The sequence below is a fragment of the Pseudoalteromonas sp. S554 genome (assembly GCF_005930865.1).
Taxonomy (GTDB): Bacteria; Pseudomonadota; Gammaproteobacteria; order Enterobacterales; family Alteromonadaceae; genus Pseudoalteromonas; species Pseudoalteromonas marina.
Genome location: NZ_PNDV01000041.1, coordinates 12,901 through 38,701, shown reverse-complemented (window position 1 = coordinate 38,701; position 25,801 = coordinate 12,901). Strand labels below are relative to the sequence as shown.

The 25,801-nt window shown below is 39.3% G+C and carries 21 protein-coding genes; 6 read left to right on the top strand and 15 right to left on the bottom strand.

From position 1 onward, the window contains the following. Positions 1-143 precede the first annotated feature (143 nt). Complete coding sequence (gene msrA, locus CWB65_RS11005) at positions 144-1,433, bottom strand: peptide-methionine (S)-S-oxide reductase MsrA (RefSeq protein ID WP_138740581.1); 1,290 nt, start codon at positions 1,431-1,433, stop codon at positions 144-146. A 245-nt stretch (positions 1,434-1,678) separates the two neighbouring features. Here msrA and pxpB point away from each other — a divergent pair, with 245 nt between their 5' ends. From pxpB to CWB65_RS10985, 4 genes are all read left to right on the top strand, one after another. After that, positions 1,679-2,329 carry a 5-oxoprolinase subunit PxpB gene (gene pxpB / locus CWB65_RS11000; RefSeq protein WP_138740580.1) on the top strand — a complete coding sequence of 217 codons (651 nt, stop codon included), beginning with the start codon at positions 1,679-1,681 and terminating at the stop codon, positions 2,327-2,329. Between the two features lie 3 nt (positions 2,330-2,332). Beyond that, positions 2,333-3,262: a 5-oxoprolinase subunit C family protein gene (locus tag CWB65_RS10995; protein ID WP_138740579.1), complete on the top strand. Its 930-nt coding sequence runs from the start codon at positions 2,333-2,335 to the stop codon at positions 3,260-3,262. A 320-nt stretch (positions 3,263-3,582) separates the two neighbouring features. After that, entirely contained in the window at positions 3,583-5,256 is a 1,674-nt protein-coding gene (gene asnB, locus CWB65_RS10990) for an asparagine synthase B (protein ID WP_039036927.1), read from the top strand. 376 nt (positions 5,257-5,632) lie between these two features. Then, positions 5,633-7,213: a BCCT family transporter gene (locus tag CWB65_RS10985; RefSeq protein WP_058428933.1), complete on the top strand. Its 1,581-nt coding sequence runs from the start codon at positions 5,633-5,635 to the stop codon at positions 7,211-7,213. Positions 7,214-7,270: 57 nt separating this feature from the next. Here CWB65_RS10985 and CWB65_RS10980 read toward each other — a convergent pair whose 3' ends face one another. From CWB65_RS10980 to trhO, 5 genes are all read right to left on the bottom strand, one after another. Continuing rightward, complete coding sequence (locus CWB65_RS10980) at positions 7,271-7,975, bottom strand: 3'-5' exonuclease (protein ID WP_138740578.1); 705 nt, start codon at positions 7,973-7,975, stop codon at positions 7,271-7,273. A gap of 3 nt (positions 7,976-7,978) precedes the next feature. Next, positions 7,979-9,874 (bottom strand): DUF294 nucleotidyltransferase-like domain-containing protein, encoded by a 1,896-nt coding sequence (locus CWB65_RS10975; protein ID WP_138740577.1) that lies wholly within the window; start codon positions 9,872-9,874, stop codon positions 7,979-7,981. 88 nt (positions 9,875-9,962) lie between these two features. After that, the gene (locus CWB65_RS10970) at positions 9,963-13,043 is read right to left on the bottom strand and encodes an efflux RND transporter permease subunit (protein WP_138740576.1); all 3,081 of its coding nucleotides are present in this window, start codon (positions 13,041-13,043) and stop codon (positions 9,963-9,965) included. Between the two features lie 2 nt (positions 13,044-13,045). Beyond that, a complete protein-coding gene (locus tag CWB65_RS10965) occupies positions 13,046-14,059 on the bottom strand; it encodes an efflux RND transporter periplasmic adaptor subunit (RefSeq protein ID WP_138740575.1) in 1,014 nt (337 codons plus the stop codon). A gap of 171 nt (positions 14,060-14,230) precedes the next feature. Continuing rightward, entirely contained in the window at positions 14,231-15,238 is a 1,008-nt protein-coding gene (trhO, locus tag CWB65_RS10960; protein ID WP_010557405.1) for an oxygen-dependent tRNA uridine(34) hydroxylase TrhO, read from the bottom strand. Positions 15,239-15,436: 198 nt separating this feature from the next. On the opposite strand from trhO, the gene CWB65_RS10955 reads away from it, so the two are divergent. Together CWB65_RS10955 and CWB65_RS10950 are read left to right on the top strand one after the other, a co-directional pair. Then, positions 15,437-16,759 (top strand): DEAD/DEAH box helicase, encoded by a 1,323-nt coding sequence (locus tag CWB65_RS10955; protein WP_138740574.1) that lies wholly within the window; start codon positions 15,437-15,439, stop codon positions 16,757-16,759. A gap of 2 nt (positions 16,760-16,761) precedes the next feature. Further along, on the top strand, positions 16,762-17,598 hold the full coding sequence (locus tag CWB65_RS10950; protein ID WP_058428938.1) for a CvfB family protein: 837 nt from the start codon (positions 16,762-16,764) through the stop codon (positions 17,596-17,598). Between the two features lie 37 nt (positions 17,599-17,635). Here the strand turns inward: CWB65_RS10950 and CWB65_RS10945 are convergent, their stop codons facing one another. The 9 genes from CWB65_RS10945 to serC all read right to left on the bottom strand — a co-directional run bounded on the left by CWB65_RS10945 (position 17,636) and on the right by serC (position 25,707). Then, positions 17,636-18,010: a hypothetical protein gene (locus tag CWB65_RS10945; protein WP_006794169.1), complete on the bottom strand. Its 375-nt coding sequence runs from the start codon at positions 18,008-18,010 to the stop codon at positions 17,636-17,638. A gap of 92 nt (positions 18,011-18,102) precedes the next feature. Beyond that, entirely contained in the window at positions 18,103-18,807 is a 705-nt protein-coding gene (pyrF, locus tag CWB65_RS10940; RefSeq protein ID WP_006794168.1) for an orotidine-5'-phosphate decarboxylase, read from the bottom strand. Positions 18,808-18,970: 163 nt separating this feature from the next. Then, complete coding sequence (gene lapB, locus CWB65_RS10935) at positions 18,971-20,107, bottom strand: lipopolysaccharide assembly protein LapB (protein ID WP_006794167.1); 1,137 nt, start codon at positions 20,105-20,107, stop codon at positions 18,971-18,973. Positions 20,108-20,109: 2 nt separating this feature from the next. Continuing rightward, on the bottom strand, positions 20,110-20,391 hold the full coding sequence (locus CWB65_RS10930) for a lipopolysaccharide assembly protein LapA domain-containing protein (RefSeq protein WP_008132961.1): 282 nt from the start codon (positions 20,389-20,391) through the stop codon (positions 20,110-20,112). A gap of 21 nt (positions 20,392-20,412) precedes the next feature. Then, entirely contained in the window at positions 20,413-20,700 is a 288-nt protein-coding gene (gene ihfB, locus CWB65_RS10925) for an integration host factor subunit beta (RefSeq protein ID WP_006794165.1), read from the bottom strand. A 67-nt stretch (positions 20,701-20,767) separates the two neighbouring features. Continuing rightward, on the bottom strand, positions 20,768-22,435 hold the full coding sequence (rpsA, locus tag CWB65_RS10920; RefSeq protein WP_006794164.1) for a 30S ribosomal protein S1: 1,668 nt from the start codon (positions 22,433-22,435) through the stop codon (positions 20,768-20,770). A 95-nt stretch (positions 22,436-22,530) separates the two neighbouring features. Next, positions 22,531-23,241, bottom strand: coding sequence for a (d)CMP kinase (gene cmk, locus CWB65_RS10915; RefSeq protein ID WP_008132958.1), 711 nt, complete (start codon positions 23,239-23,241; stop codon positions 22,531-22,533). Between the two features lie 106 nt (positions 23,242-23,347). After that, positions 23,348-24,625 (bottom strand): 3-phosphoshikimate 1-carboxyvinyltransferase, encoded by a 1,278-nt coding sequence (gene aroA / locus CWB65_RS10910; RefSeq protein WP_008132957.1) that lies wholly within the window; start codon positions 24,623-24,625, stop codon positions 23,348-23,350. Further along, a complete protein-coding gene (serC, locus tag CWB65_RS10905; RefSeq protein ID WP_138740573.1) occupies positions 24,625-25,707 on the bottom strand; it encodes a 3-phosphoserine/phosphohydroxythreonine transaminase in 1,083 nt (360 codons plus the stop codon). The genes aroA and serC overlap by 1 nt, the downstream gene beginning before the upstream one ends. Positions 25,708-25,801: the final 94 nt, after the last annotated feature.

Below are 25,801 nucleotides of genomic sequence, written 5' to 3'. Positions count from 1 at the left end.
GACTTAGTTTGGGCTGTTTTATTTTTCAACAAAAGTGCACCACTTAGTAAATATTTATAAAGCCCTCAATTATGAGGGCTTTTTTGTACTTGTTTCTTTACTAGTCGAAACACCAATTATAGACCGATAGGTTTATATGGGTATCAGCTATTATCTCGAGGTACAAAGTCTAATACGGTTGCGTTTATACAATATCTATCTTTTCCTCTAGGCCCCTCACCCGGAAATAAGTGCCCCAGGTGAATACCTGTGCTTTTAGACCTTAACTCTATGCGCTGCATGCCCCAACTATTGTCCTCGTGTTCGGTTACACTGTTTTTAACAGGGTGCGTAAACGACAGCCAACCTGTACCAGAATTAAAACGATCTCGAGTGTCAAATAAAGCCTCACCACTGAGCTTATCGACAAAGGTGCCATCGGGTGTGTTTTTAAATATTTTATATTCTTTACAATATGGGCGATCTGTTTTTGCATTAAATGCAACCTTATAAGCTTCACTGTCTCCTAATTTAAATGCACCTAAAGCTTTGTAAAATGTCTCACGGCTTGCGTAGCCTTGGCGACCATATACTTCTTCACCATTTTCTAAAAATAGAATTGTGGGTGTTGCCCATGTCGCTGATTTAATGGTTAACCCATCTAATTGATCTGCGTATCTAAATGACAAAGGGATGGTGCCTTTGTAGTCATTTGCCACCTCTTTTTTAAACTTCTCGCAGTAAGGGCAATAGTCTCGAGAGTCTATTATCACTATTTGTTTACCCACTAATAATGAAGTGTTGTCTTTCGTTTTAACTGGTACTGGTTCAAAAACCACACCAGTAGAATGATCAGGGCAATAACCATTAGGATTTTTTTGCAAATAATTTTGGTGGTATTCTTCAGCAGCTACAAAGCCCTCAAGTGGCTTGATAACGGTGACTATATTTCCATACCCAGCATTGGTTAATAATTGTTGGTATTGCGCTTTAATCTTTAACGCTGTGTCTTTTTGCGCATCGTTGCTCGTTAATATAATAGATCGATATTGCGTACCAATGTCATTACCTTGTTTGTTTAACTGAGTAGGATCGTGACTTTCAAAGTAATTTTTAAGTAACTCTTGCGCAGAAATAATATTGCTGTTGTAAGTCACTTTCACTACTTCAGCGTAATTGTTTTCGTCAAAGCGGCGTGATTGCTTAGTAATGTTTTTGTAAGTAGCCTCAAACCCATTGCCATCTGCATAACCAGATTCTGCATCAATTACTCCATCTAGCGCTTCATAGCGTTTTTCTGCGCCCCAAAAACACCCCGATCCTAGTACAAGGCTTTCTACATGCATACTGGCTGCTACATCGCTTTGTTCGACCTTTTCCATCGATAAAGCAAACGCGCCTGCGCTAAATATAATTGCAGCGCCCGATAAATATAATAAATGCTGATAATTCATAATGTACCTCTAAACAAGTCCGTACTAATTAAGACCATTTAAATTTAATTATTATTTCAAACGTCGTGCTTATTTATTACGAGGCTAAACATATAAAGTTTACTTTTAAATCTAATTGACAATAAGATTTAAATTTAAGTGTGTTAACAATTTTGCATAAATGTTCTGTGTTGGTCTCAAGGGTATAAATAATTAATTAAATATGTGATAGGTTTGCTTAATGATGTTCGAATTAGGTTTTACTAATGCAAAATCCTCACGTTTACGCCTTATCAAACAATAGCTTATTGCTTGATGCATCTCACTTAAGCACTAGCGGAACACTCAGTATTCAAAAAAAAATTTGGTCTTTAGCAAATCACTGTAAAAAAGGTAATTCATTTATTGATATTGTACCCGGTATGAACTCACTCACTTTATATTTAAAGCAAGATATTGAGTTAGCTAAATGGCTTGAGCAATTACCAGCTATTTGGAATAACATTAAACCTAATGAGTTCGTAGCTAAACACCACAAAATCAAAACGCATTATAACGGCGAAGACTTAAACTACGTGGCAAATTTTCATAGTTTAAGCATTGATGACGTCATTAACCTTCACAGTGAGCCCCAGTACGCTGTTTTATTTTTGGGGTTTCAACCTGGTTTTGCATACTTAAATGGACTAAACAAGCAACTTTTTACACCAAGACGCTCAGAACCTCGTGTTAAAGTACCTAAAGGGTCTGTCGCTATTGGTGCTGAGCAAACAGCCATTTACCCGGCAGATTCGCCTGGTGGCTGGCATATTATTGGCCAAACTGACATACCATTATTTGATGCAACGCAAAAAAGCCCATGCTTAATACAGCCTGGTGACACGCTTGAATTTATACCTGTATCTGTGGGGAAATAAATAATGATTAAAGTTATTAAAAGTGGCCCATTACTGAGCATCCAAGATTTTGGACGTAACGGATACCGCCATTTAGGCGTTAGTCAGTCTGGCAGCTTAGACCCTTACGCACAAACCATAGCAAACTGCCTTTTAAATAATGATAAAAACGCCGCTGTTCTTGAGGTAACCGTTGGCTTGTGCGAACTTGCGTTTGAATGCAACACTGTTATTGCCTTATTTGGTGCTGATTTAAATGCAACACTTGATGAAAAACCGATTTACCCAGGTTGGACATATAATATTAAACAAAAACAGGTGCTAAAATTTTCAACCGGCAGAGCTGGATTAAGAGCCTATATTGCCGTTAAAGGAGGGATTCAAAGCCCGGTTGTTATGAACTCTAAAGCAACTGACTTAAATGCTGGTTTTGGCGGACTAAATGGCAAATCGCTCATAGCCGGTAACACTATTAAAATAACCCCTTACCAATCAGAATTTACTCAATGCGGTGCACTAATGCCGCCAAAACGTAAAATTGTTCGCGTATACCCAAGCCCTCATGCAAAGCTTTTCTCAAAACAGATCATTAATGGGTTTACTCAGTCGTCGTTTAAAGTGAGTCACAATAGTAACCGCATGGGTGTTAGGCTTCAAAGTGATAATTATTCTTTAACCCACTCACACTCATTGCCTTCTCTTGCGGTGAGCCCCGGCAGTATTCAACTTCCACCAAATGGAGAACCCATTGTTTTGTTAAACGATGCGCAAACAACGGGGGGTTACCCCTTATTAGGCACCGTAATTGAAGCAGACTTGCATCAATTTGCGCAATACAGACCACTAGATACAATTGAATTTGAATATGTGACGTTTAAGCAAGCATTACACGCCAAACAAAAGCTCGACGGTCATTTAAACCAGTTAAAAATTGCACTTAAAAGCAAACGTTAAGCAATAATTAGTTACGTTTAACTTTTACTAATAAGTCGTGGCTTATTGCACCACTGTGTTACAAAAACGAGCTGTCTGTAAAGCAAGCTCACTTGGATAACTCACTAATAGTATAGAGTTTGAGCAATAGAATTGATGCAAAAATAATCATAGTTACTCCTTGTTCACCAACAAGGTGCGGTCACTTAAACATTGGTGCATAAATTATTCTTAATTAATTGCAAAAGCTATGTGACTTGAGTAAATATTTCTGATAAAACAAGGGTTCGCAGTTCAGCAAAGTGGCTGATCTGCACACATAATAGGAATGAGGAGTTACTATGTGTTCAATCTTTGGGGTATTAGATATTAAATCTGATCCCGCTCAATTGCGAACTCAAGCAATTGAAATGTCAAAATTACTACGACACCGAGGCCCAGATTGGTCTGGTGTTTACGCGTCTGAAAAAGCAATTTTAGTTCACGAACGTCTTGCAATTGTTGGCGTATCTAGTGGTGCGCAACCTTTATACAACCCTGAAAAAACGCATATTTTAGCGGTAAACGGGGAAATATATAATCACAAAGAGTTAGCTGCAAACTTAGACACTGATTTTACTTTTCAGACACAGTCTGACTGTGAAGTAATATTAGCGCTATACAAACAAAAAGGTCCTGAGTTTTTAGATGACTTGAACGGTATTTTTGCATTTTGCTTATACGATGAAGAGAATGACGCCTACTTAATTGGTCGCGATCACATTGGTATTATACCGCTATACACTGGCCACGATGAGCACGGTAACTTTTATGTTGCATCTGAGCTAAAAGCACTTTCTCCAATTTGTAAACATATTGAAGAATTTCCTCCTGGTCATTACCTTTACAGTAAAGATGGTGAATTAAAGCCGTATTATAAACGCGATTGGCAAACATTCGACGCAGTGAAAGATAACAGTGCAGAGTCATCAGATGTGAAAGACGCACTAGAGGCAGCCGTTAAACGTCAACTTATGTGTGATGTACCTTACGGTGTATTACTATCTGGTGGATTAGACTCATCGGTAATTTCTGCTATCACACAGCGTTTTGCAGCTAAACGTATTGAAGATAACGACGAAAGTGATGCTTGGTGGCCTAAGCTTCACTCGTTTTCAGTGGGTCTTGAGGGTTCACCCGATTTAGCGGCAGCTCAAAAGGTAGCCGACATGATTGGGACAGTGCACCACCCTATCATTTTTACTATTCAAGAGGGTATTGATGCGCTTCGTGAAGTTATCTACCACATAGAAACTTATGATGTAACCACTATTCGTGCATCAACCCCTATGTATTTGATGGCTCGTCAAATTAAAGCCATGGGTATTAAGATGGTTCTTTCTGGTGAGGGTGCAGATGAATTATTTGGTGGTTACTTATACTTCCATAAAGCGCCAAATGCACAAGAGTTTCATGAAGAACTAAACCGTAAAGTATCTAAACTTCATATGTTTGACTGTCTGCGTGCTAATAAATCAATGGCCGCATGGGGTGTTGAAGCTCGCGTACCATTCTTAGACAAAGAATTTGTTGATGTTGCTATGCGCATCAATCCTGAAGCTAAAATGTGTAAAGATGGCAAAATTGAAAAGCATATTTTACGTGAAGGCTTTGGTGGTTACCTACCTGATGAAGTTTTATGGCGCCAAAAAGAACAGTTTTCTGATGGTGTTGGCTACAGCTGGATAGATACATTAAAAGAGTATGTTGAAGAGCAAGTAAGCGATCAAGACCTCGCTAACGCTAAGTTTAAATACCCTATTAATACCCCTGATTCAAAAGAAGCTTATTACTACCGTGCTATTTTTGAGTCGCACTTCCCAGGTGACGCCTCGGCTAAGTGTGTACCACACGGTAAGTCAGTCGCTTGCTCGACACCAGAAGCACTAGCTTGGGATGAATCATTCCAAAATAATGCGGACCCTTCTGGTCGTGCAGCGGGCGTACACAACGACGCTTACACAGGTAAAAAATAAGCACTAACGTATACACTGCATAAGTTTTATGCAGTGTATAAACTTCCACCACCCAGTTAGGTTCATTTTCTTCTTCAACTTACTAGACTGCTTGGTCTATAAATAATTACTTTAATTATAGTTTAAGTTCTAAGCTTATAGTTTTTATCTACCTACTATTATTTTTTTAAATAGCTATTTTTATGGCTAACATTACCCTTAAAACACGCTATTTTAACTATTTGTTACTTTTATCGTTTATGTAGCTGCGTATCATCTGTAAGATAGAAAAATAAATAGTTAGTCTTCAAATTATTTTTTATTCTCAGTATATAGACTAATGTATTTAATGGGCGGCTGGATAACCAGTTATTTATAATTACAAAAGAGGTATTGCATGAAGGAAAATCATGACAAATATAGTATTGATAATACAGATTACACCGTAGGACAGGATAACGTCCAAAAGTGGGGGTTTGATATTCATAACCCTGTTTTTGGGATTAGTGCGGGTCTTATTATTTTATTTTTAGTTGCCTTGCTTGTCACCGAGCCACAAACAGCTAAAACTGCGCTCGATACTATTAAATTCGATATTATTAATAACTTTGATGCGCTATTTATGTGGGCTGCTAACTTTTTCGTCGTTTTCTGTTTAGCGCTTATTGTATCTCCATACGGAAATATACGCTTGGGAGGAAGTGAAGCTAAACCCTCTCATACTCGCCTTTCATGGCTTGCAATGTTATTTGCCGCTGGTATGGGTATCGGCCTTATGTTTTGGGGTGTAGCAGAACCTGTTGCTTATTATACTGGCTGGTACGAAACACCATTAAACGTTGCAGCAAACACACCAGAAGCTGCAAAATTAGCCATGGGCGCAACCATGTTCCACTGGGGTCTTCATCCATGGGCAATTTATGCAGTGGTTAGTTTATCTCTGGCTTTTTTTGCTTACAATAAGGGGCTCCCGCTTTCAATCCGTTCGATTTTTTATCCGATTTTAGGTGATAAAGCGTGGGGATGGCCGGGGCATATTATTGATATTTTGGCTGTTTTGGCTACTTTATTTGGGTTAGCAACTTCATTAGGTTTAGGTGCGCAGCAAGCCTCAGCGGGGATTAACCATGTATTTGGTTTAGAAGGCGGTATTGGCTCGCAAATTTTAGTTATTGTAGGGGTTACTTTATTAGCCGTTATATCCGTTGTTCGCGGTATTGATGGCGGTGTAAAGCTATTAAGTAATATAAACATGCTGATAGCGTTTGTATTACTGTTGTTTGTTTGCCTAGTTGGTTTTGCTGTAGCTATGGGGAATGTTCCAAATACAGTAATGGGGTATGTAGAAAACATTATTCCTTTGAGTAACCCACACGGCCGTGAAGACGAAACATGGATGCACGGTTGGACTGTATTTTACTGGGCATGGTGGATTTCGTGGTCACCGTTTGTTGGTATGTTTATAGCTCGTGTTTCACGCGGACGCACTATTCGTGAATTCTTAATCGCTGTATTACTTATTCCAACTTTAGTAACGGTATTGTGGATGTCTATCTACGGTGGTATTGCAATTGATCAAATTATCAATGGTGTTGGCGCACTTGGGCTTAATGGCTTAACTGAAGTCCCTTTAGCAATGTTTCATATGCTGGATGAACTGCCGCTTTCAAATATATTATCGTTTATTGCGATTGTTCTTGTACTTGTGTTTTTTATTACCTCGTCAGACTCTGGGTCGTTAGTAATCGATTCTATTACAGCCGGTGGTAAGATTGACGCTCCCGTTCCCCAGCGTATATTTTGGGCTACAGTTGAGGGCGCTATTGCTGCTGCGCTACTTTGGATTGGCGGAACACAAGCCATTGAAGCTTTACAAGCGGGTGCTGTGTCAACAGGTTTACCATTTACGTTTGTGCTTTTACTTATGTGTGTAAGCTTATTATTAGGTTTAAGAACTGAGCCTCGCCCAGTTAAGTAATAAATTAACAACAATAAAAAACGCCGCATTTTTGCGGCGTTTTTTATTTATATGTGTTCAGCTCCATATAGTGCACAACGGTGTTTCTTCTGTGTAATGATGACGCAATTGAGCTTGTAAAAGCTCAGCGGTTGCAAGCGCATCGGTTAACGCATTATGTCCCTCATAAACAGGTAGAGAATAACGTTTACGACAGTCATTTAGCCTTAGCGATCCCAGTTTAGTGTTAAATAGCTGCCCTATTAAGCCTTGTTTTGCTTTGAGCGCTCTTCGCTCAAGTTCCATGGTATCTACAACCATAAACTCAATATGCTCTTTTAATCGCAATAATAAGGCACTATTAAAAAAGCCACGTTCGATTGCCGCATAGTGAACAACAATCACCTTAGAACGCAAAGCATCAAGTAAAGGGGCTATAATGTTGTCAAAGTCAGGCGCGTTATCAACATCGTTATGAGTAATACCGTGGATCACAATAGATGATTCACTTAGGTTTCGTCTTGGCTGAACCACCCAATGTTTACTCTGTTTACAGTATATTCGCGCCAATGTGAATGGCACTAACCCCACACTCACAATATCATCTGTTTTACTATTAAGCCCTGTTGTTTCAAAATCTAATGCAACAAAAGGAATGTCTTTTACAGAAGCGCTAGCATCACTAAATGTAGATAAATAAAACTCTTTTAGTAAGTTGTTTTGCGTATCATCGGCAAGCTGAGCATAACGTGTATTCCAGTTTTTAACTTCTTTGAAAAACATAGATTATTTCACACCCGAGTGTGCGGTATAACAAAATTTAAGGTAATTTTGCGCCTTATCTAGAATAGCAAAAGCATCTTTTAAATGACGCTGTTCAAATGGAGAAAGCAGATGCGGGTCAAGATTATTGTCGGGTACTTCACCCTGCTCAATTTGCCATGCCTGATGACGTATTCGGGTCATCGAAATGTACTCTAACGCATCACGTAAGTCTTGCGCTTTGCCTGCAGGCAAAACATTGGCTTCTATAATATCTTCTAGGCGATCAAATGAATTTTGCTTACGAGATCCAATGGCAAGTGCATGGACGCGAACAACATCACTTAATGGCGCTGTGCCACGTCGTTTTAAATTCATAGATTTTTGATGCTGACCATTGTGTTCAAGAACAAACCCTTTAAAAAAACCAAGTGGAGGTGTTCTATTACGAGCATTTGCTGCCATATTTGCTAGAAACAGTCTGTTATTTGCACAGTGTTTAGCAATATATGTTTTTAACTCATTAGCCCATTTTGTTTTACCCCACACACCGTCTAAATCAAAAAATATAGAACTGTTAAGTAAAGCCTGTGGTTTGGGTTCAGCAATCCATTGGGCAAATTGCTCAAACCATTGGTCCTGTGTTTTTCGCCACTTCTTGAATGACGCCATAATTTCACCGTCGCAATAGCTATAGCCACATTGAGCTAATCCATCACAAACAAAGTCACTCAAATTTTGAAAATAACCATTATGTTTTTCGTCGTCATAGCTATTATCTAGTATAAGTGCGTTGTCTTGATCGGTAACAATAAGCTGCTCATCTCTAGCCATAGAGCCTAATGCAATAAAGCAGTAGGGTACTGGCGGCGGGCCAAATTTTTCTTCTGCGAGTATTAGCAACCGTTGTTTAAATGTACGACCAATGACAGCCATTGCAGTACCAACCATATGAGAGTTTGCATCTTCATTTACCATGCGTACAAATACACGGGGAAGCTGATTTGCGTAGTGAGCTAAGTCTTCAACAGACTGCTGAGCCAATATACCACGCACCAACAATAAGCTACTTTGCGATTCATAACGTAGAATATCTGACAGTGATATAACACCAATTGGCCGTTTTTTTTGTACCACAGGAAGATGATGTAAATTATCTCTGAGCATGGCTAAAACGGCTTCAAAAATATAGTCATTTTGATCAAGTAGCACTAGGTTAGTTGACATAATAACGTGTGCGGGCGTGTTGTACTCAAGCCCCTGCGCAACAACTTTAGTACGTAAATCTTTATCTGTTATTATACCAACGACTTGCCCGTCATCTTCTTGAGGGTCGTTATTAATAGGCTTATTAACGTCGGTCACTAGTACTGACGAAACCGACTCATCGGTCATGAGCTGTGCAATATTTTTTACTGTTTCAGTTGCATCGACTGTAACAACGTCTCGGTGAAGTAACGATTTCACCTTGGCAGTGGTTAAATCGTTGCCATCGGCTTGCTCAACAATTGCTTGATGCAAACGCACATTACCATCGGTTTCAAAATAATCTGCAAAGACTTCAAATTCATCACAATACTGCAAAAATATGTCAACGTTTATACAATACACTAACGTGTCTTCAAGCGCTGTAGCCGGAAAACGTACTTTGCGATTCATCAACAAGCCCATTTGCCCAAATATTCCCGCAGTGGCCAAACGGTTATAGAGCTCGCCATCACGGCGATACATTTCAACAGCGCCACTTCTTATGATGTACAAATCGGCTATGTCTTGGCCGTATTGTAAAATATCGGTATTAGCCCTGAAGTAACTGACTTCGACTTGTTTAGCAAGTTCATCTAATGCTTTTTGAGGAAGATCATCAAAAGGAGGGTGTTGTGATAAAAATTGCGCTATTTCAATTTGTTCGCTTTGCATTATAGATCCCTACTGATTTCCAATAATGCAATTGTGGGCCTAATTAACCGTTTTTTAAAGAAAAAAGATTAATTAGGCCACTAAAGGTTTATTCTGTTTGTTCAAGCTCTTGGGCCAGCTGTTTAGTTTCATCCCCTCTTGGCTTAGTGAAACGTGCAAGCCCTAAATAGATGACTGGGGTTAAGTATAAAGTAAATAAAACAGCAAGTGAAAGACCACCAAATACAACCCAACCTATTGCATTACGTGCTTCAGCACCCGCCCCGCTTGATAAAATTAATGGCAGTGCACCAAGTAACGTAGAAACGAGTGTCATGGTGATTGGACGTAATCTAACCAGTGCAGCCTCTTCAACCGCCTCACGAACTGATAAGCCTTGGTCTCGAAGTTGATCTGCAAATTCGACTAATAAAATGGCATTTTTCGCAATTAGACCAATGAGCATCACTAGACCAATTTGCGAATAAATATTAAGAGACGTATTTGTTAAATAAAGCGCTAAAATAGCAGAGGTAATACCAAACGGAACTGTTAGCATTACCACTATTGCACTGTTTACACTTTCAAATTGAGCTGCTAATACCAGCAATACAATTAGAAAAGCCAACACGTAAGTTAAAAGTACTTCGTTTGCTGTTTCTTCAAAGGTCAGCGCTTCACCTTTAAACGCAAGGGTAATACCTTGAGGCAACGATTGCTGAGACAAATTGCGAATTTGATCGACTATATCGGCAATCGTCATACCATCCGGTAGTTCCATATCTAATTCAATAGCACGACGCTGTGCATGACGCTCAAGCTCAGCGGCTACTCCTTCTTCACTAATATTAGCTAAGCTACTAATAGGCACTAACCTCCCTTGCGAACTTGCCACATAGAGGTTAGCTAAATCACTTGGATCTTGAATAACTTGGTTTTGTACTTGCAACATGATGGGTATTGATTGGTCGCCAATATTGAGATCAGCAACATCATCCCCATTGATGGCTGCGCGTAGTGTAATAGAGATATCACTGAGCGATACACCCAACTCTTCGGCTCTTCGTCTATCAATATTTACACGTAATTGTGGCTGTGATGGCTGATAAGAGACTCTTACTGGCGCAGTACCCGGGATTGCGTTTTCAATTTGCTTTGCAAAATCTTGTGCAGCAACAAAAATTTGTTGGTAATCTTGGCCTAATAAAGCGATTTCTATACCGCCACCTTGACCTCTAAGATTTAAACTATTAGAACCGGATGCACGACCAGCTGCGCCTGGGATTTCACCTAATGGTCCGCGAATTTTATTAATGATTTCTTGCTGGCTAAATTGACGGTCGTCCCAATGCTTTAGCGGTACGGTAATAAAAACAATATTAGGATCCCATTGCCCAACAACTGTGTATATAGATTCTATTTCGCCACTTTCTACAAAAGGTAATAAAATATCTTCCATTTGCATTGCTTGCCTGTCCATAAAGTTCAACCCAACACCGTCTGGGCCTCTGGCAAATATACGAATTTTCCCCCTGTCCTCTGTGGGTAATAGTTCGTTATCGAGGTTTAAATACAATGCGCCAGAACCAAAGGCTATTAATATACAAGCTATGAGCACAAGCCAAGCGCGGTTTAGAACGCTTTTAATCGTTATGCTATAAAGACTTACTAACTTATTACCTACTTTGGCAAATGGATGGTTGCTTTGTTTTTTAAGTTTTAATTTTGAAGTCAATGCAGGGACAAGTGATAATGCAACAAAACTTGAAATAATGACTGCACCTGCAAGCACCCCGCCAAACTCTCTAAATAATCGTCCTGCCGTAGAAGGTAAAAATGCAATAGGGATAAAAACCGCAGCCAATACAGCAGTCGTTGCAACTACCGCAAAAAATACTTCTCGAGTTCCTATTACTGCTGATGCTCGCCGACCAAGCCCGAGCCCTCTTTGACGTTGTATGTTTTCACTTACAACAATTGCGTCATCAACTATTAAACCTGTGGCTAACACGAGTGCTAATAAAGTGAGTATATTAATAGAAAAACCAAGGGCCCAAATAAGTGCAAGAGACCCTATAAGCGCAACAGGTATGGCAAACGCAGGCACAAGTGTTGCGCGCCACGAACCTATAAACACCCATAACGTTATTACCACTAACAAAACTGTAAGCACTAAGGAGTTTATTACTTCGTCAACAGAGCTTCTTATAAATTGTGCATCGTCTGATGTCAGCGTAAATTCGAGTTCAGGGAATCGTTCGCGCATGTTTTCAAGTAACTGTAAAACTTCATCCGATATTTCAATTGTATTAGATTGCGCTTGACGAATAACCTCCATACCAATAACGGGTTTGCCATCTAAACGAACCATAGAGCGAGGATCTGCAGGGCCAAAATAGACTGATGCAATATCACCTACTCGCGTATCACCGCTAACAATAATATCAGCTACTTCATTGGGGGTAATAGAAGTCGCATCGGCTCTAACTATGACTTGTTGGTCACTTGATTTAAGGCTTCCTGCTGGTACATCAAATGGCGCTTCTCGTAAAACATCTGCCACATCAGGAATAGTAAGATTAAAACTACTTAACTTTAATGGATCTAAGCGAACTCGCAAAACACGTTTTCGGTCCCCGTTTAACCTGACATCGGCAACACCCGGTATGGTTAAAAACTGGGGAGCTAAATCTGTTTCAACGCGTTCAGTAAGGGCTTCAAGTGCTAGAATATTACTTGATACAGTGAGCGAAACAACAGCTTCTGCATCATTATCGGCCTTGATAATTGCAACACGTTCAACTTCCTCTGGTAATTCTCGTTGTACACGAGCAACAGACTCACGGGTTTCGTTAGCTGCATTGTCTAAATCTACGCCAGGGCGAAACTCAACAACAATACGCGCATTGCCTTCTTCACTTTGTGCGCGAATTGATTTAACACCACTTACACGGGCTATTGCCCCTTCTAGTTTACTGGTTACTTCTGTGTCGACCGTTTCTGGAGACCCACCAGGAAATGAAGCCGAAACAGTTATACGTGGCCTATCAACATCTGGTAATTCTCTGACTTCAATTCCTGCAATTGCAGCTAAACCAGCAATTATTATTAGTAGATTCAAAACAACAATGAGCACTGGGCGGCGAATTGCCATTGAGGGTAGGTCTTGCATCATAGGGGAATTTTTCATTGTTATTCCTCTAAATTACTGGGATTAGCAAACGTTAATGTTTGGTTTTCGCGCAAGCGTTGGACGCCTTCAACAACCAATATATCGTTTTCATTTAAATTGCCTGAAACTAACAATCGCCCAGCTAAGCGTTGCTCTATTTTTACATCTATGCGCTTTGCTTTTTTATCTATACTTTTCCAAACATAAGGCCCTGTTGCTCCCCACATAAGTGCAGCCTCAGGCACAACAGCATATGATTCCCCTTGCATGGTAATATTAATTCGAAAACTCATACCAGGCATAAACTGATCATTTTCATTTTCCAGTTTGGCTTTGACACGTAAGGTACGGGTTTGTGGATTTATTCGAGAATCAAGATATGAAACGTGAGCATTAATAGCTTTTGCGCTTTGCCATGGTGTTACTTCCACAATACCTTTATTTTTTAGTATTGAGACAGCTGACTCGGGGGCGTTAAAATTAATGTACAAACTGCGAGTATCATCAATTGTTGCAATGGCAGTTTGCTCTGTAATGCGATCCCCTTTTTCTACATCAGTAAGTCCCATCACACCATCAAATGGCGCAAGCACAGTTCTGTCTTCCAGATCTGTTTTAGCATTAATAAGAGCAACCTCGGCGAGTGCATGCAAAGTTTTAGCATCATCTAAGTCACTTTTAGGAATTGCTCCCTTTTTGTGACTTTCGCTGAGTCTGTTAAGTGTTCGTTGGGTATCTGCTAAGGTTATTTCTGCTTGTTTAAGAGCTGCTTTTTGTCTGCGAGAGTCAAGCTCGACTAAAACATCTCCTTCCTTTACGAAGTTACCCGGTTTAAAGTGAACGGCTGTTACTCTATCACCCACTGCAGGAAATAATATAACGGAGTGGATTGCTTCTGCATTACCTACAGCTTTAACCTCTTCTTTTGTACGTTCCGTTGTAACTTTTTGTACCATTACATTTGCACTAGATGCTGCTGTGCTAAAAATGAATAATAACAAATAGATATTTAATAGAAGTATGCGCAATTTCAAAGAACCACCTTATAAACCATTTTGTTGACCACTATACGCAGTGTAGCAAAAGTGTGATCAAAATTAGCCTGTGTTAACGCTGAACACTCAACTATGTAAGATGAATAACAAATTTTAGCCAAAAAAAAGAGCCGTAAAGCTCTTTTTTATTAAGTACATTTTAAAGATGACTTACTTACCACGTTGAGCATCTTTTTGTGCTTTTTTAGCCTCTTTGCGTTGTTGAAGAACGGTCTGTGCTTCGTTACCTATATGCCCTTCACCACGAGCCTGTGCGAGCTCAATTTGTTTTTGGCGCTCTGCAAAACGGGCTCGCTGCTCATCAGTTACCTTATCAATACAATGATGACATGAAACACCCTCTAAATATTCAGGCTTTTGTTTTTCTTGTTCAGTTATAGGCATACGACACGCATGACATTGATCGTAAGAACCTTTCTGTAGGTCATGATCAACAGCAACGCGATTATCAAATACAAAACACTCGCCTTCCCACATGGTTTCTTCTTTTGGCACTTCTTCTAAGTATTTAAGAATACCACCTTCTAAGTGATAAACTTCATCAAAGCCCTGCTCTTTCATGTAAGCTGTTGATTTTTCACATCGAATACCACCTGTACAAAACATAGCAACTTTTTTATGTTTTTCAGGATCAAGATTTTCTTTTGCCCATTGAGGGAACTCACGAAACGTTGTTGTATTTGGATCAACGGCATTTTGAAATGTGCCAATTTCAATTTCGTAATCGTTACGCGTATCAATAAGTACAACCTCGGGGTCAGAAATTAATGCATTCCAGTCTTGAGGTTTAACATAGCTTCCCACTACTTTAAGAGGATCAATTCCCTCTACGCCCATTGTTACGATTTCTTTTTTTAGTTTTACTTTTGTGCGGTAAAACGGACATTCGTCATCATAGGATTCTTTAGTAACAATGTTTTTTAAATTTGGCTGTTCATCTAACCATGCAAGGAGGTTATCAATGCCCGCTCGTTTTGAAGAAACAGTACCATTAATTCCTTCTGCAGCTAGAAGTAATGTGCCTCGCACTTCGTTTTTTTCCATAACCTCCAGTAGAGGTTTACGTAATGCTTCAAATTCAGGTAGGCCTACAAATTTGTATAAAGCGCACACTACAAAGTGTTCGCTGGTAAGATCATCTTTATGAACAGCTGTCATTTTATTTCCTATTTTGCCTTATTAGCCAATATTGGCGTTTACCGAATCGTAAATCCGGCGCATATGGGGCGCGTATTTTACGCTTTTTTAGATTAATTGCAAAAAATAGCACCATACTTTGCTTTTTGCTGTCGGGATAAGCCATGTGTACGCTATAATGCAGCAATTAATTTAAGTTGCACATTGGAGAACATTACATTGCACTTTACTGATCTTGGGATTGATACTCGCCTTGAAACACAATTAGCACATCAAGGGATCACCCAGCCCACAGACATTCAAGCACATGCAGTGCCTACCGCACTTGCAGGGCATGACATTTTTGCTCAGTCAAAGACTGGGTCGGGCAAAACCTTGGCGTTTTTATTACCCGCAGTACAACGGGTTATGAAACAAAAAGCACTCAGTAAACGCGATCCACGTGTACTTATTGTTGCCCCTACACGCGAATTAGCTACGCAAGTATTTACACAGTTGCGTTTGTTAATAGCGGGCACGGCGATTAAAGCTGTAAAAGTATTAGGTGGTGAAAACTTTAATGACCAAATTAAAGCATTAAGGAACGACCCACAGTTTGTAGTGGCTACACCCGGTCGTTTGGCCGATCATGTTACAAAACGCTCGTTACAATTAAGTGGTTTAGAACTACTAATTTTTGATGAAGCAGACCGTATTTTAGATCTGGGCTTTACTGAGCAACTAAAGTTAATTAACGACGAAGCCAATCACCGTCTTCGCCAAACATTATTGTTTTCAGCAACCCTAGACCACGCTCAAGTAGATGCTCTTTCGCGTAATTTATTAAAAAAACCAAAACAGATCACGCTTAGTGCTGCAAATGAACAGCACAGCGATATAACACAAACACTCTACTTAGCCGACCACCTAGATCACAAAGAAGCGTTATTAGCACACTTTTTAAAGCAAGACGAAGTTGGCCAATGCATAATATTTACTGCCACCCGGGCAGATACAAGTCGTTTGAGCGAAGAACTAAACAACAAAGGATTTAAATCAGTCGCACTAGCGGGTGATTTAACACAAAGCAAACGCTTAGACATTATGGACTCGTTTAGCAGAGGAAACTTCAAGATATTAATTACCACTGATGTCGCATCCCGTGGTTTAGATTTGTTAAGCGTAACGCATGTAATTAACTTTGATTTGCCAAAACATGCTGAAGAATATGTTCACAGAATAGGTAGAACTGGACGTGCTGGTTTTAAAGGTACCGCTATTTCGTTAGTAGGCCCTAAAGATTGGGCTAGTTATTTAGCAATTAAATCTTTTTTAAACAATGAGCTTAAATTTGCAACTATTGACGGGCTTAAAGCTAAATTTAAAGGGATCAAAGAGAAAAAACCTGCTGCAACTGTTAAAGCTAAAAAAGTAACGCAGGTTAAAAAGCCACAAATTAAACGTAAAGCAAAACCTAAAAAACCAGCGGCACCCATTAAAGCCCCTATGAATATCGATGGCGATTCACCAATGCGCCGTAAAAAAAAGCCTGAGCAGGAATAATTATGAGTTACCTTGGAACAACACAAACCCTATTTGTAAAAGAAGTGAGTAATGAAGGCGCTTACTTGGACGGTCATGATTTAGGTGAAGTTTTTTTACCAAAAAACGAAATTAAAGATGAGCTTGAAGCTGGTGACAGCATTAGCGTATTTATATATTTAGATAATGCTAATTTACCAACGGCGACTGTTAAAAAGCCACATGCTCAGGTAGGTGAATACGCCCTTTTACGTGTTAAGGAAATAAATAGTATTGGTGCATTTTTAGACTGGGGATTAGAAAAAGATGTATTAGCCCCATTTAATGAACAAAAGCCACGTATGCAAGAGGGGCATTCTTATCTTGTTCGTTTGTATCTTGATAATGCGAGTCAACGCATTTGTGCTTCAACTAACTTTAATCGCTTTTTATCAAAGGATGAGCCTGAATACACACGCCTACAAGAGGTTGATTTGATTGTTGCTGGTAAAACAGATATTGGCTACAAGGTGCTTATAGAAGAGTCTCACTTTGGTGTTGTATTTTACAATATGGTATTCAAAAACTTATTTGTAGGGCAAAAGCTTAAAGGCTTTGTTCAAAAAGTACGAGAAGACGGAAAAATTGATGTTGTACTCGAAAAACCAGGCATGGGTAAAGTAAGCGAGCTTGGCGATAAAATAATGGAAAAGCTTAAAAACGAAGGCGGCATACTCGCCATTGGCGATAAATCTGATCCTGAACTTATTAAAAAAGTATTTTCAACAAGTAAAGCTAACTATAAAAAAGCAATTGGTGGATTATTTAAACAAGAGCTGATTGAGATAGAAGCGAAATCTATCCGCTTAAAATCTAAATAATTTTATAGCGCTCATGATACCTTTATATTGTGAGTGCTTACCCTAAAATATACTTATAAGGCAATGTACACTGTGTATACTCTCTTGAGTAATTAAGTACTTCCCTTTCTGATTCTAAGTTTTGCGGCGCTAATCTAAAAACCTTTATTTCACACTCCAATTTCTTTTCATCATGATGAGTTAAACAATCACTGACAGTGATATCTTGAGCATTTAATGCGTCAGAATTTCTGTAGCAAAGATGGTGAGCATAATCCTTCATTGTTTTTTTAAAATCAAACATGTCTACAGGATAAGCTGATATAACGTCTGTTACTGTTGTAACGCCATCATAAGCCTTACTAGAAAATACATGTTTGTTAACTGAAAAGCCTGCAATGATAATCAACACTGAACCAAATAATAGCTTCAAAATAAACCCCTTACATCATTTTGATATTATAAATGTAACACAAATTACACATAACGTAAGGGGTTTAGTACTTATTTGCTGTTTTTTGTAAATTATTTTATAGATTCATTAACATCTTGCAGTACTTTTACTGGATTTGCTGCTTTAGTAATCGGTCTGCCTACAACTAGATAATCACTGCCAGCTTCAATTGCTTGTTTTGGAGTCATTATTCTTTTTTGATCGCCTGCTTCACTGCCTTCAGGGCGAATACCTGGGGTAACTAATTTAAAATGCTCACCAAGTTCAGCCTTTAAAACATTCGCTTCTTGAGCAGAACAAACAACACCATCAAGGCCTGCTTCCTTAGCTAGTTTTGCAAGGTATATTACCTGCTCCTGTGGTGATTTGTTTATACCTAAGCGTTTTAATTCTGGTTCATCCATACTTGTTAACACAGTTACAGCAATAAGAATTGGTGCTCTATCTCCAAATTCTTCTAAAGCAAGTTTTGCTTTGTGCATCATTTCATAACCGCCTGACGCATGAACATTTACCATCCAAACGCCCATTTTTGCAGCAGCTGTAACTGCCTTTGCAACTGTATTAGGAATATCATGAAACTTTAAATCTAAAAATACATCAAAACCAAGTTCAATTAACTCTTTTACAAATTCAGGGCCAAAGTAAGTAAACATTTCTTTGCCTACTTTTAATCGACAAGTATCGGGCGAAAGCTGTTTTACAAATGCTAATGCTGTTTCTTGATCGTCGTAGTCTAAAGCGATAAGCACTTTTTTTGAATTTTCGAAAGACATAGTTATCCTAATCTATAGCAGTAAAGAGTTTTTATATATTCAACTTAGTTATCAAGGCGAACTTACACAAAGTGAGTAAGGAGGTTTAATTAGTATATAGATGCTAGTTAAACTTCTAGTCGAATTTGTAAGGGCATTACAATAATTAAGTATTTAGGGGTTATTAAAATCCGTCTAAACCTCTACTTGGGACAATGGTTTCCCAATGTTTACAAGAAGGGCAATTCCAATAAATTGTATAACTTGTGAAGCCACAATGCTGGCATTGAAAATCTGGCTTAGTAGCAATATATGACGTTACAAGGCTATCAATTTCATTAAGTACTTCTTTTGTATTTTTATTTTGGTCACCCATTAGCTGCAGTAAAAAACTAAACCCCCTGATCGTTGGTTGTCTTTTTAAACTGTCAGTTAAAAAATCGAAAGCTTGTTTTGTATGACCTTGCTCTAAAAGAGCTTGGCAATGTTTTATTTTTATAAGAACACCACCCTTATCTAGTAAATCGTTTACTAACTCATGAAATTGATGCGTTAAATTTAGTTGCTTATAGCTATGCGCCAGATCATCAATGAATAAGGGGGCAAACAAAGTAAACTGGCAAATAAGTTCACGCCAATAGTAGATCGCTTTAACATAATCTTCTTTAGAAAAAGCGATAACACCTAGCTCGTACAAAGGCCTAACGGCTTTGTAGTTTAGACTAATTGCTTTTCGCATAATTTGAGGAGTATTGTCACTAAGGGCAGACTCACAATAAAAATTCGCGATAGCCTTAAATTGTTGCTCTTTAGAGAATAATTCGCTGTGAGATTCAAACATATTAATGCCTTTATCCCACTCACGAGTTTGCGAATATAAGGTAATAATAGGATCGAGAGCTTCTACATGGCCGGCCTTGACCAACCAAACCAAATGCTCTTCTGCACCATCTAGCAATCCAGCCATTATATAATCTTCGGCTAATTCTAAGCGACTAGTAGCGGCCTGCTGCTCACTCAAACTTGGGTGTTTTAAAAGAAGTTCATGAATTTTGATTGCACGGTCTAATTCGCCTCGGCGACGAAACATAGTGGCAAGTGTAGAGTAATGTTCGACTGAATCGGCTGCAACTTCTAGTAAATTTATTAAGTGTTCTAAACCTTGATCTTCTTCACGGTCTAATAGAAACTTAAGCCCTTTACTGTATTCAGAAGTTATTTGACGATTAAGTTGGTGAGCATGATTTTTAGCACTGTTTTTACCCATAATCCAGCCATAACCGGCTGCAACAGGTAGTAGTAAAAACAAAAGCTCAATCATAATTAGGTGTCTTTATTAACGTCAAGCTTGTTTTTATTTTTCTCAGGCGCTAACTGTTTTTTCAAACGGTAATTTTGCCACTTTAATTGAGAGAATAGCTTAAAGCTTATAAAACAACCTATTAGAACACCTAACAAAAAGCAGATACTTATTATTACAGCTAAAGGCAGAGTATTACTGGCTATAATATAATTTACTTGTACTAACTGCGGGTTTTGTGACCCTAATACAAATGCGCTAATTAGGCACAGCGCTACCAGAATAAATTTCAATACCTTGAACAAGTAACTACTCCGTTATATTAACTAGGCAATGCTCGCATTGACGCGGTCGCGTAATTCTTTACCTGGTTTAAAATGAGGTACGTGCTTTCCATCTAACTCTACTGTATCGCCAGTTTTAGGATTACGACCTGTGCGAGGAGCGCGGAAATGCAAAGAGAAACTACCAAATCCTCTGATCTCTATTCGATCTGAAGAAGATAATGAACCGGCCATTTGTTCTAGAATTTCTTTTACAGCATTTTCAACATCTTTCACTGGAACGTGTGCGTGTTGTTCCGCAAGTGTTTCTATCAATTCTGACTTAGTCATAGCGTTTCCTTAATAAAAAGATATAGGAAGGGCAAAAGTGCCCTCCCAACTAAAAACTAATTATTTATTAGTCTTTTTGTGCATTTGCGAAAGCAGCTGCCATTGCATTTTCAAACACTGGCTCTTCTTTCTTAAGCTTCTCTAATACTTCTTTCTCTTCTGCTTCGAAAAGAGCTTTAACAGATAAGCTTAAAGTGCGGTTCTTACGATCAACACCAACGTATTTAACTTCAACTTCGTCGCCTACAGAAACAACAGTAGTTGCATCTTCAACGCGCTCTTGAGCGATATCAGCTACACGGATGTAACCTTCAACGCCTTCGATAAGTTCAACAGTTGCGCCTTTCGCATCAACTTCAGTCACTTTACCTTTAACAATAGCACCTTTTTTGTTTGCATCAAGGTAGTTATTGAACGGGTCAGCTTCGATTTGCTTAACACCTAGAGAGATACGTTCACGCTCTGGGTCAACTTGCAATACGATAGCAGTGATTTCGTCGCCTTTCTTGAATTCACGTACAGCTTCTTCGCCAGGTGTATTCCAAGAAATATCTGAAAGGTGTACAAGACCGTCAATACCACCGTCAAGACCGATAAAGATACCGAAGTCAGTGATTGATTTGATCTTACCAGTAACTTGGTCGCCTTTGTTTTGTAGACGAGCAAATTCCTGCCAAGGATTAGCAATACATTGCTTAAGACCTAGAGAAATACGACGACGTTCTTCGTCGATTTCAAGAACCATAACTTCAACTGTGTCACCTAGTGAAACAACTTTTGAAGGGTGGATGTTCTTGTTAGTCCAATCCATTTCAGAAACGTGTACTAGACCTTCAACGCCTTCTTCAATTTCTACGAAGCAACCGTAATCAGTAAGGTTAGTTACACGACCAGAAAGTTTAGAACCTTCTGGGTAACGACCAGCGATAGCTGCCCATGGATCTTCACCAAGCTGTTTAAGGCCTAGAGATACACGAGTTTTATCTTTGTCGAATTTAAGAACTTTAACTGCGATTTCGTCACCAACATTAACGATTTCTGAAGGGTGCTTAACACGCTTCCACGCCATATCAGTAATGTGTAGTAGACCATCAACACCACCAAGGTCAACGAACGCACCGTAGTCAGTAAGGTTCTTAACGATACCTTTAACTTCTTGACCTTCAACAAGGTTAGCAAGAAGCTCTTCACGTTCTTGTGAGTTTTCTGATTCGATAACTGCACGACGTGAAACAACAACGTTGTTACGTTTTTGATCAAGCTTGATTACTTTAAATTCAAGCTCTTTGCCTTCAAGGTGAGTTGTGTCACGTACTGGACGAACATCAACAAGTGAACCAGGTAGGAAAGCACGGATTGAATCAACTTCAACAGTGAAACCGCCTTTAACTTTACCGTTGATAACACCAGTAACAGTCTCTTGCTCTTCACAAGCTTTCTCAAGACGGATCCACGCTTCGTGACGCTTCGCTTTCTCACGAGAAAGGATAGTTTCACCGAAACCGTCTTCGATTGCATCTAGTGCAACATCTACTTCGTCGCCAACAGCAACTTCTAGTTCACCAGCAGCATTTTTGAACTGCTCTGCAGGGATAGCACTTTCTGATTTAAGACCAGCATCTACAAGTACAATGTTGTTCTCGATTGAGATTACTGTACCTTTAACAATAGAGCCTTGCTCTGCTTCAAAACCCTTTAAGCTTTCTTCAAATAACTGCGCAAAATTTTCTGACATACGAATATACGTCTCATATATTAATACCAATAAGCAACCATGCTGCATGGGGTTGTTAAAATAGCACTGGCATCCTGCTGGTGCATAAAATGTGTTTAACTTCGTTTAGGAAGTTTACCTTCAGAGATAGCTGCATCTAATAAAGTAATAACTTTATCAAACACTTGCTGTGCATTTAGCTCGCTAGTATCGAGTTCAATTGCATCTTCTGCAGGCACAAGCGGTGCGACGGCGCGATTCATATCACGGTCATCACGAGCTTGAATGTCTTCTAATAGACCACCTAGTGTAACATCAAGCCCACGCTCATTCAACTCAACAAAGCGTCTACGAGCACGCTCTTGTGCGCTCGCTGTCAAATAGATTTTTAATGGCGCATCTGGGAATACAACAGTACCCATATCACGGCCGTCTGCTATTAAACCATTTTCGGTTCTAAAAGCGCGTTGACGCCTTAATAGCGCTTCACGAACACGAGGAAGAGCTGCTACTTTTGATGCAGCTGCACCCACTTCTTCATTACGAATAGTCGTGGTTACATCCTCTCCCTCTAGAATAACTTTTCCAGCATTAGTTTGGCTATCTACCAAAAACTGCACGTCTAAATTTGCAGCCAGTGGTACAAGTGCCTCTTCGTTATCTAATGCGATTTGGTGATGAAGTGCTGCAAGGGATAAAACGCGGTAAATTGCACCACTATCCAATACATCCCAACCCAACTTATCGGCTAACAAACGACAAACAGTTCCCTTACCAGAACCACTTGGGCCATCAACGGTGATCACGGGCATTAATAACGCCTGCATTTAAACCTCCTGCAATGCACACCTAAATAAACCGCGACATTATACGTCAGTTATTAAAATATATCTGCTATTAGTGTGTAACTTTTTATAAATAGTTATAAAAAGCCTATTCACTCACTGATGCTAATACATTGAAAAACGTAGGAAATGTTTTATAGGTACACTTAGGGTCATTGATTGTTATAGGCTTTCCGCCCACTGCAACCATGGCAAAACACATAGCAATCCGGTGATCATCGTAAGTATCAATAGCGACATCGTTAAATGTTAATGGCGGAGTTATTTCAATAAAATCCTCCCCCTCAACAACTTTTGCACCTACTTTACGAAGTTCTGTACTCATAGCGTAAAGACGGTCTGTTTCTTTTACACGCCAATTATAAATATTACGAATAGCTGTGGGACCTTTAGCAAATAAAGCAACGGTAGCCAACGTCATTGCAGCATCTGGAATGGCATTGGCGTCTATGTCGACCCCTTTTAACTCGCCTTTCCTCACAACTAAACGTTCATCGTACCAATCGATTTGTGCACCGACTTGTTCCATCACCTTCGCAAAGCCAATATCACCCTGAACCGATTTAGCACCCACACCTTTAATTTCAATCTCGCCACCAGCAATGGCTGCGGCTGCAACAAAATAAGAAGCCGATGATGCGTCACCTTCAACCATTATGCGTTCAGGTGATTTATACTGTTGGCCACCTTTTACTTTAAATAGTGAATAGTCTGAATGTTCAACGGTAATACCAAAACGCGCCATAACCCCTAAAGTAATATCAACATATGGCTTAGACACTAATGTGCCTTTAATTGTAATTTGCGTATCACCACTGAATAATGGAGCTGCCATTAATAAAGCGGTTAAAAATTGACTTGAAATACTGCCATCAATTTCAACTTCGCCACCATTAATTTGCCCACCAACAATTTTAAGCGGTGGATAGTCTTTGTGCTTTGTATAGGTAATATCACCACCAAGGGCTTGAAGCGCATCAACTAAGTGCCCTATTGGGCGCTCTTCCATGCGTGGCTCACCGACTAACTCATATTCACCTTTAACAGCAGCTAAAACAGCTGTTAACGGACGATATGCTGTACCCGCATTACCTAAAAATAAAGGTTTATTAGGTTTTTTGAACTCACCACCAACACCATGAACAGTTGCAACTGTTCGGTCTTCATTAAGTGTTACTGTTACACCTAAAAGCTCTAGTGCTCCCAACATGTGACGAATATCATCACTATCGAGTAAGTTCTCTACTACTGTTGTTCCGTTAGCCAGAGCAGCCAGCAGTAAAATACGATTAGATAAACTTTTTGACCCTGGTAATGTCACAGAGCCGTTAACACGCGATATTGGTTCTAAACGAAGTTGCTCCATTAGCTATTCTCCTTCGCAAATGCTGCCATGAAATCAACAAGCGCTTGTACGCCTTCAAGTGGCATTGCGTTATAAATACTTGCGCGCATACCGCCTACTATTCTGTGCCCTTCAAGCGCTAATAAACCAGCTTCTTTAGATTGTGATACAAACTTTTCATTTAAGCTTTCGTCATTAAGCCAAAATGGGACGTTCATACGTGAGCGGCAATGCTTGGCTACTTTATTTGAATAAAAAGGAGACTCATCAATAAAATTATAAAGAAGTTCAGCCTTAGCGATATTCTGGGCTTCCATCGCTTTTACACCACCTTGGGCTTCTAACCATTCAAACACTTCTGCAGCTAAGTACCATGCAAATGTGGGTGGTGTATTAAACATACTGCCCTGCTTCGCTTCGAGTGCATAATCTAAAATACCAGGCTTAGCTAAACCTTCACGATCAAGTAATGTTTTGCGCACAATAACGATAGCGATACCTGATGGACCGATATTTTTTTGCGCACCAGCGTAAATTAAATCAAATTTATCTACATCAATTTCGCGCGATAAAATTGTTGACGACATATCAGCAACAATTGGTGCCGTTGGATGACTTGGTACCTCAAAAATTTCTAAACCATCTACGGTTTCGTTCGGACAATAATGAATATATGAGGCATCTGCAGGTAAAACCCAATCAGCTACATTTTTAATTGAGAATTTTCCACCTGCATCGTTACGTACATCAACACTGGTTGTTGAAGTAAACTTGTTAGCTTCGTCTGTCGCGCTTTTAGACCACACACCATTTTCGCAGTAGATAGCTTTTTTATCTGCTTGATGAAGATTGAGGGGCACTGCACTAAACTGACCGCGACCACCACCATGCATAAATAAAACTTCAAATTCATCACTAATATTCATTAAGCGTCTTAAGCTTGCTTCACATTTTGCAGTTAATGCCAAAAATTCTTTACTACGGTGGCTAATTTCCATTACAGAAACGCCCATGTCTTGCCAATCTAAGAATTCTTTTTGTGCTTTTTGCATTACCGCTTGCGGAAGCATAGCCGGCCCTGCACAAAAATTATATTTACTCATTACCTTTGCCTCATTCCAGTAATTTATACACTCAACATGAAAATATTAAATCCACGCTGTATTAATTTTTTTCAACAACATTAAAAAAAGCGGC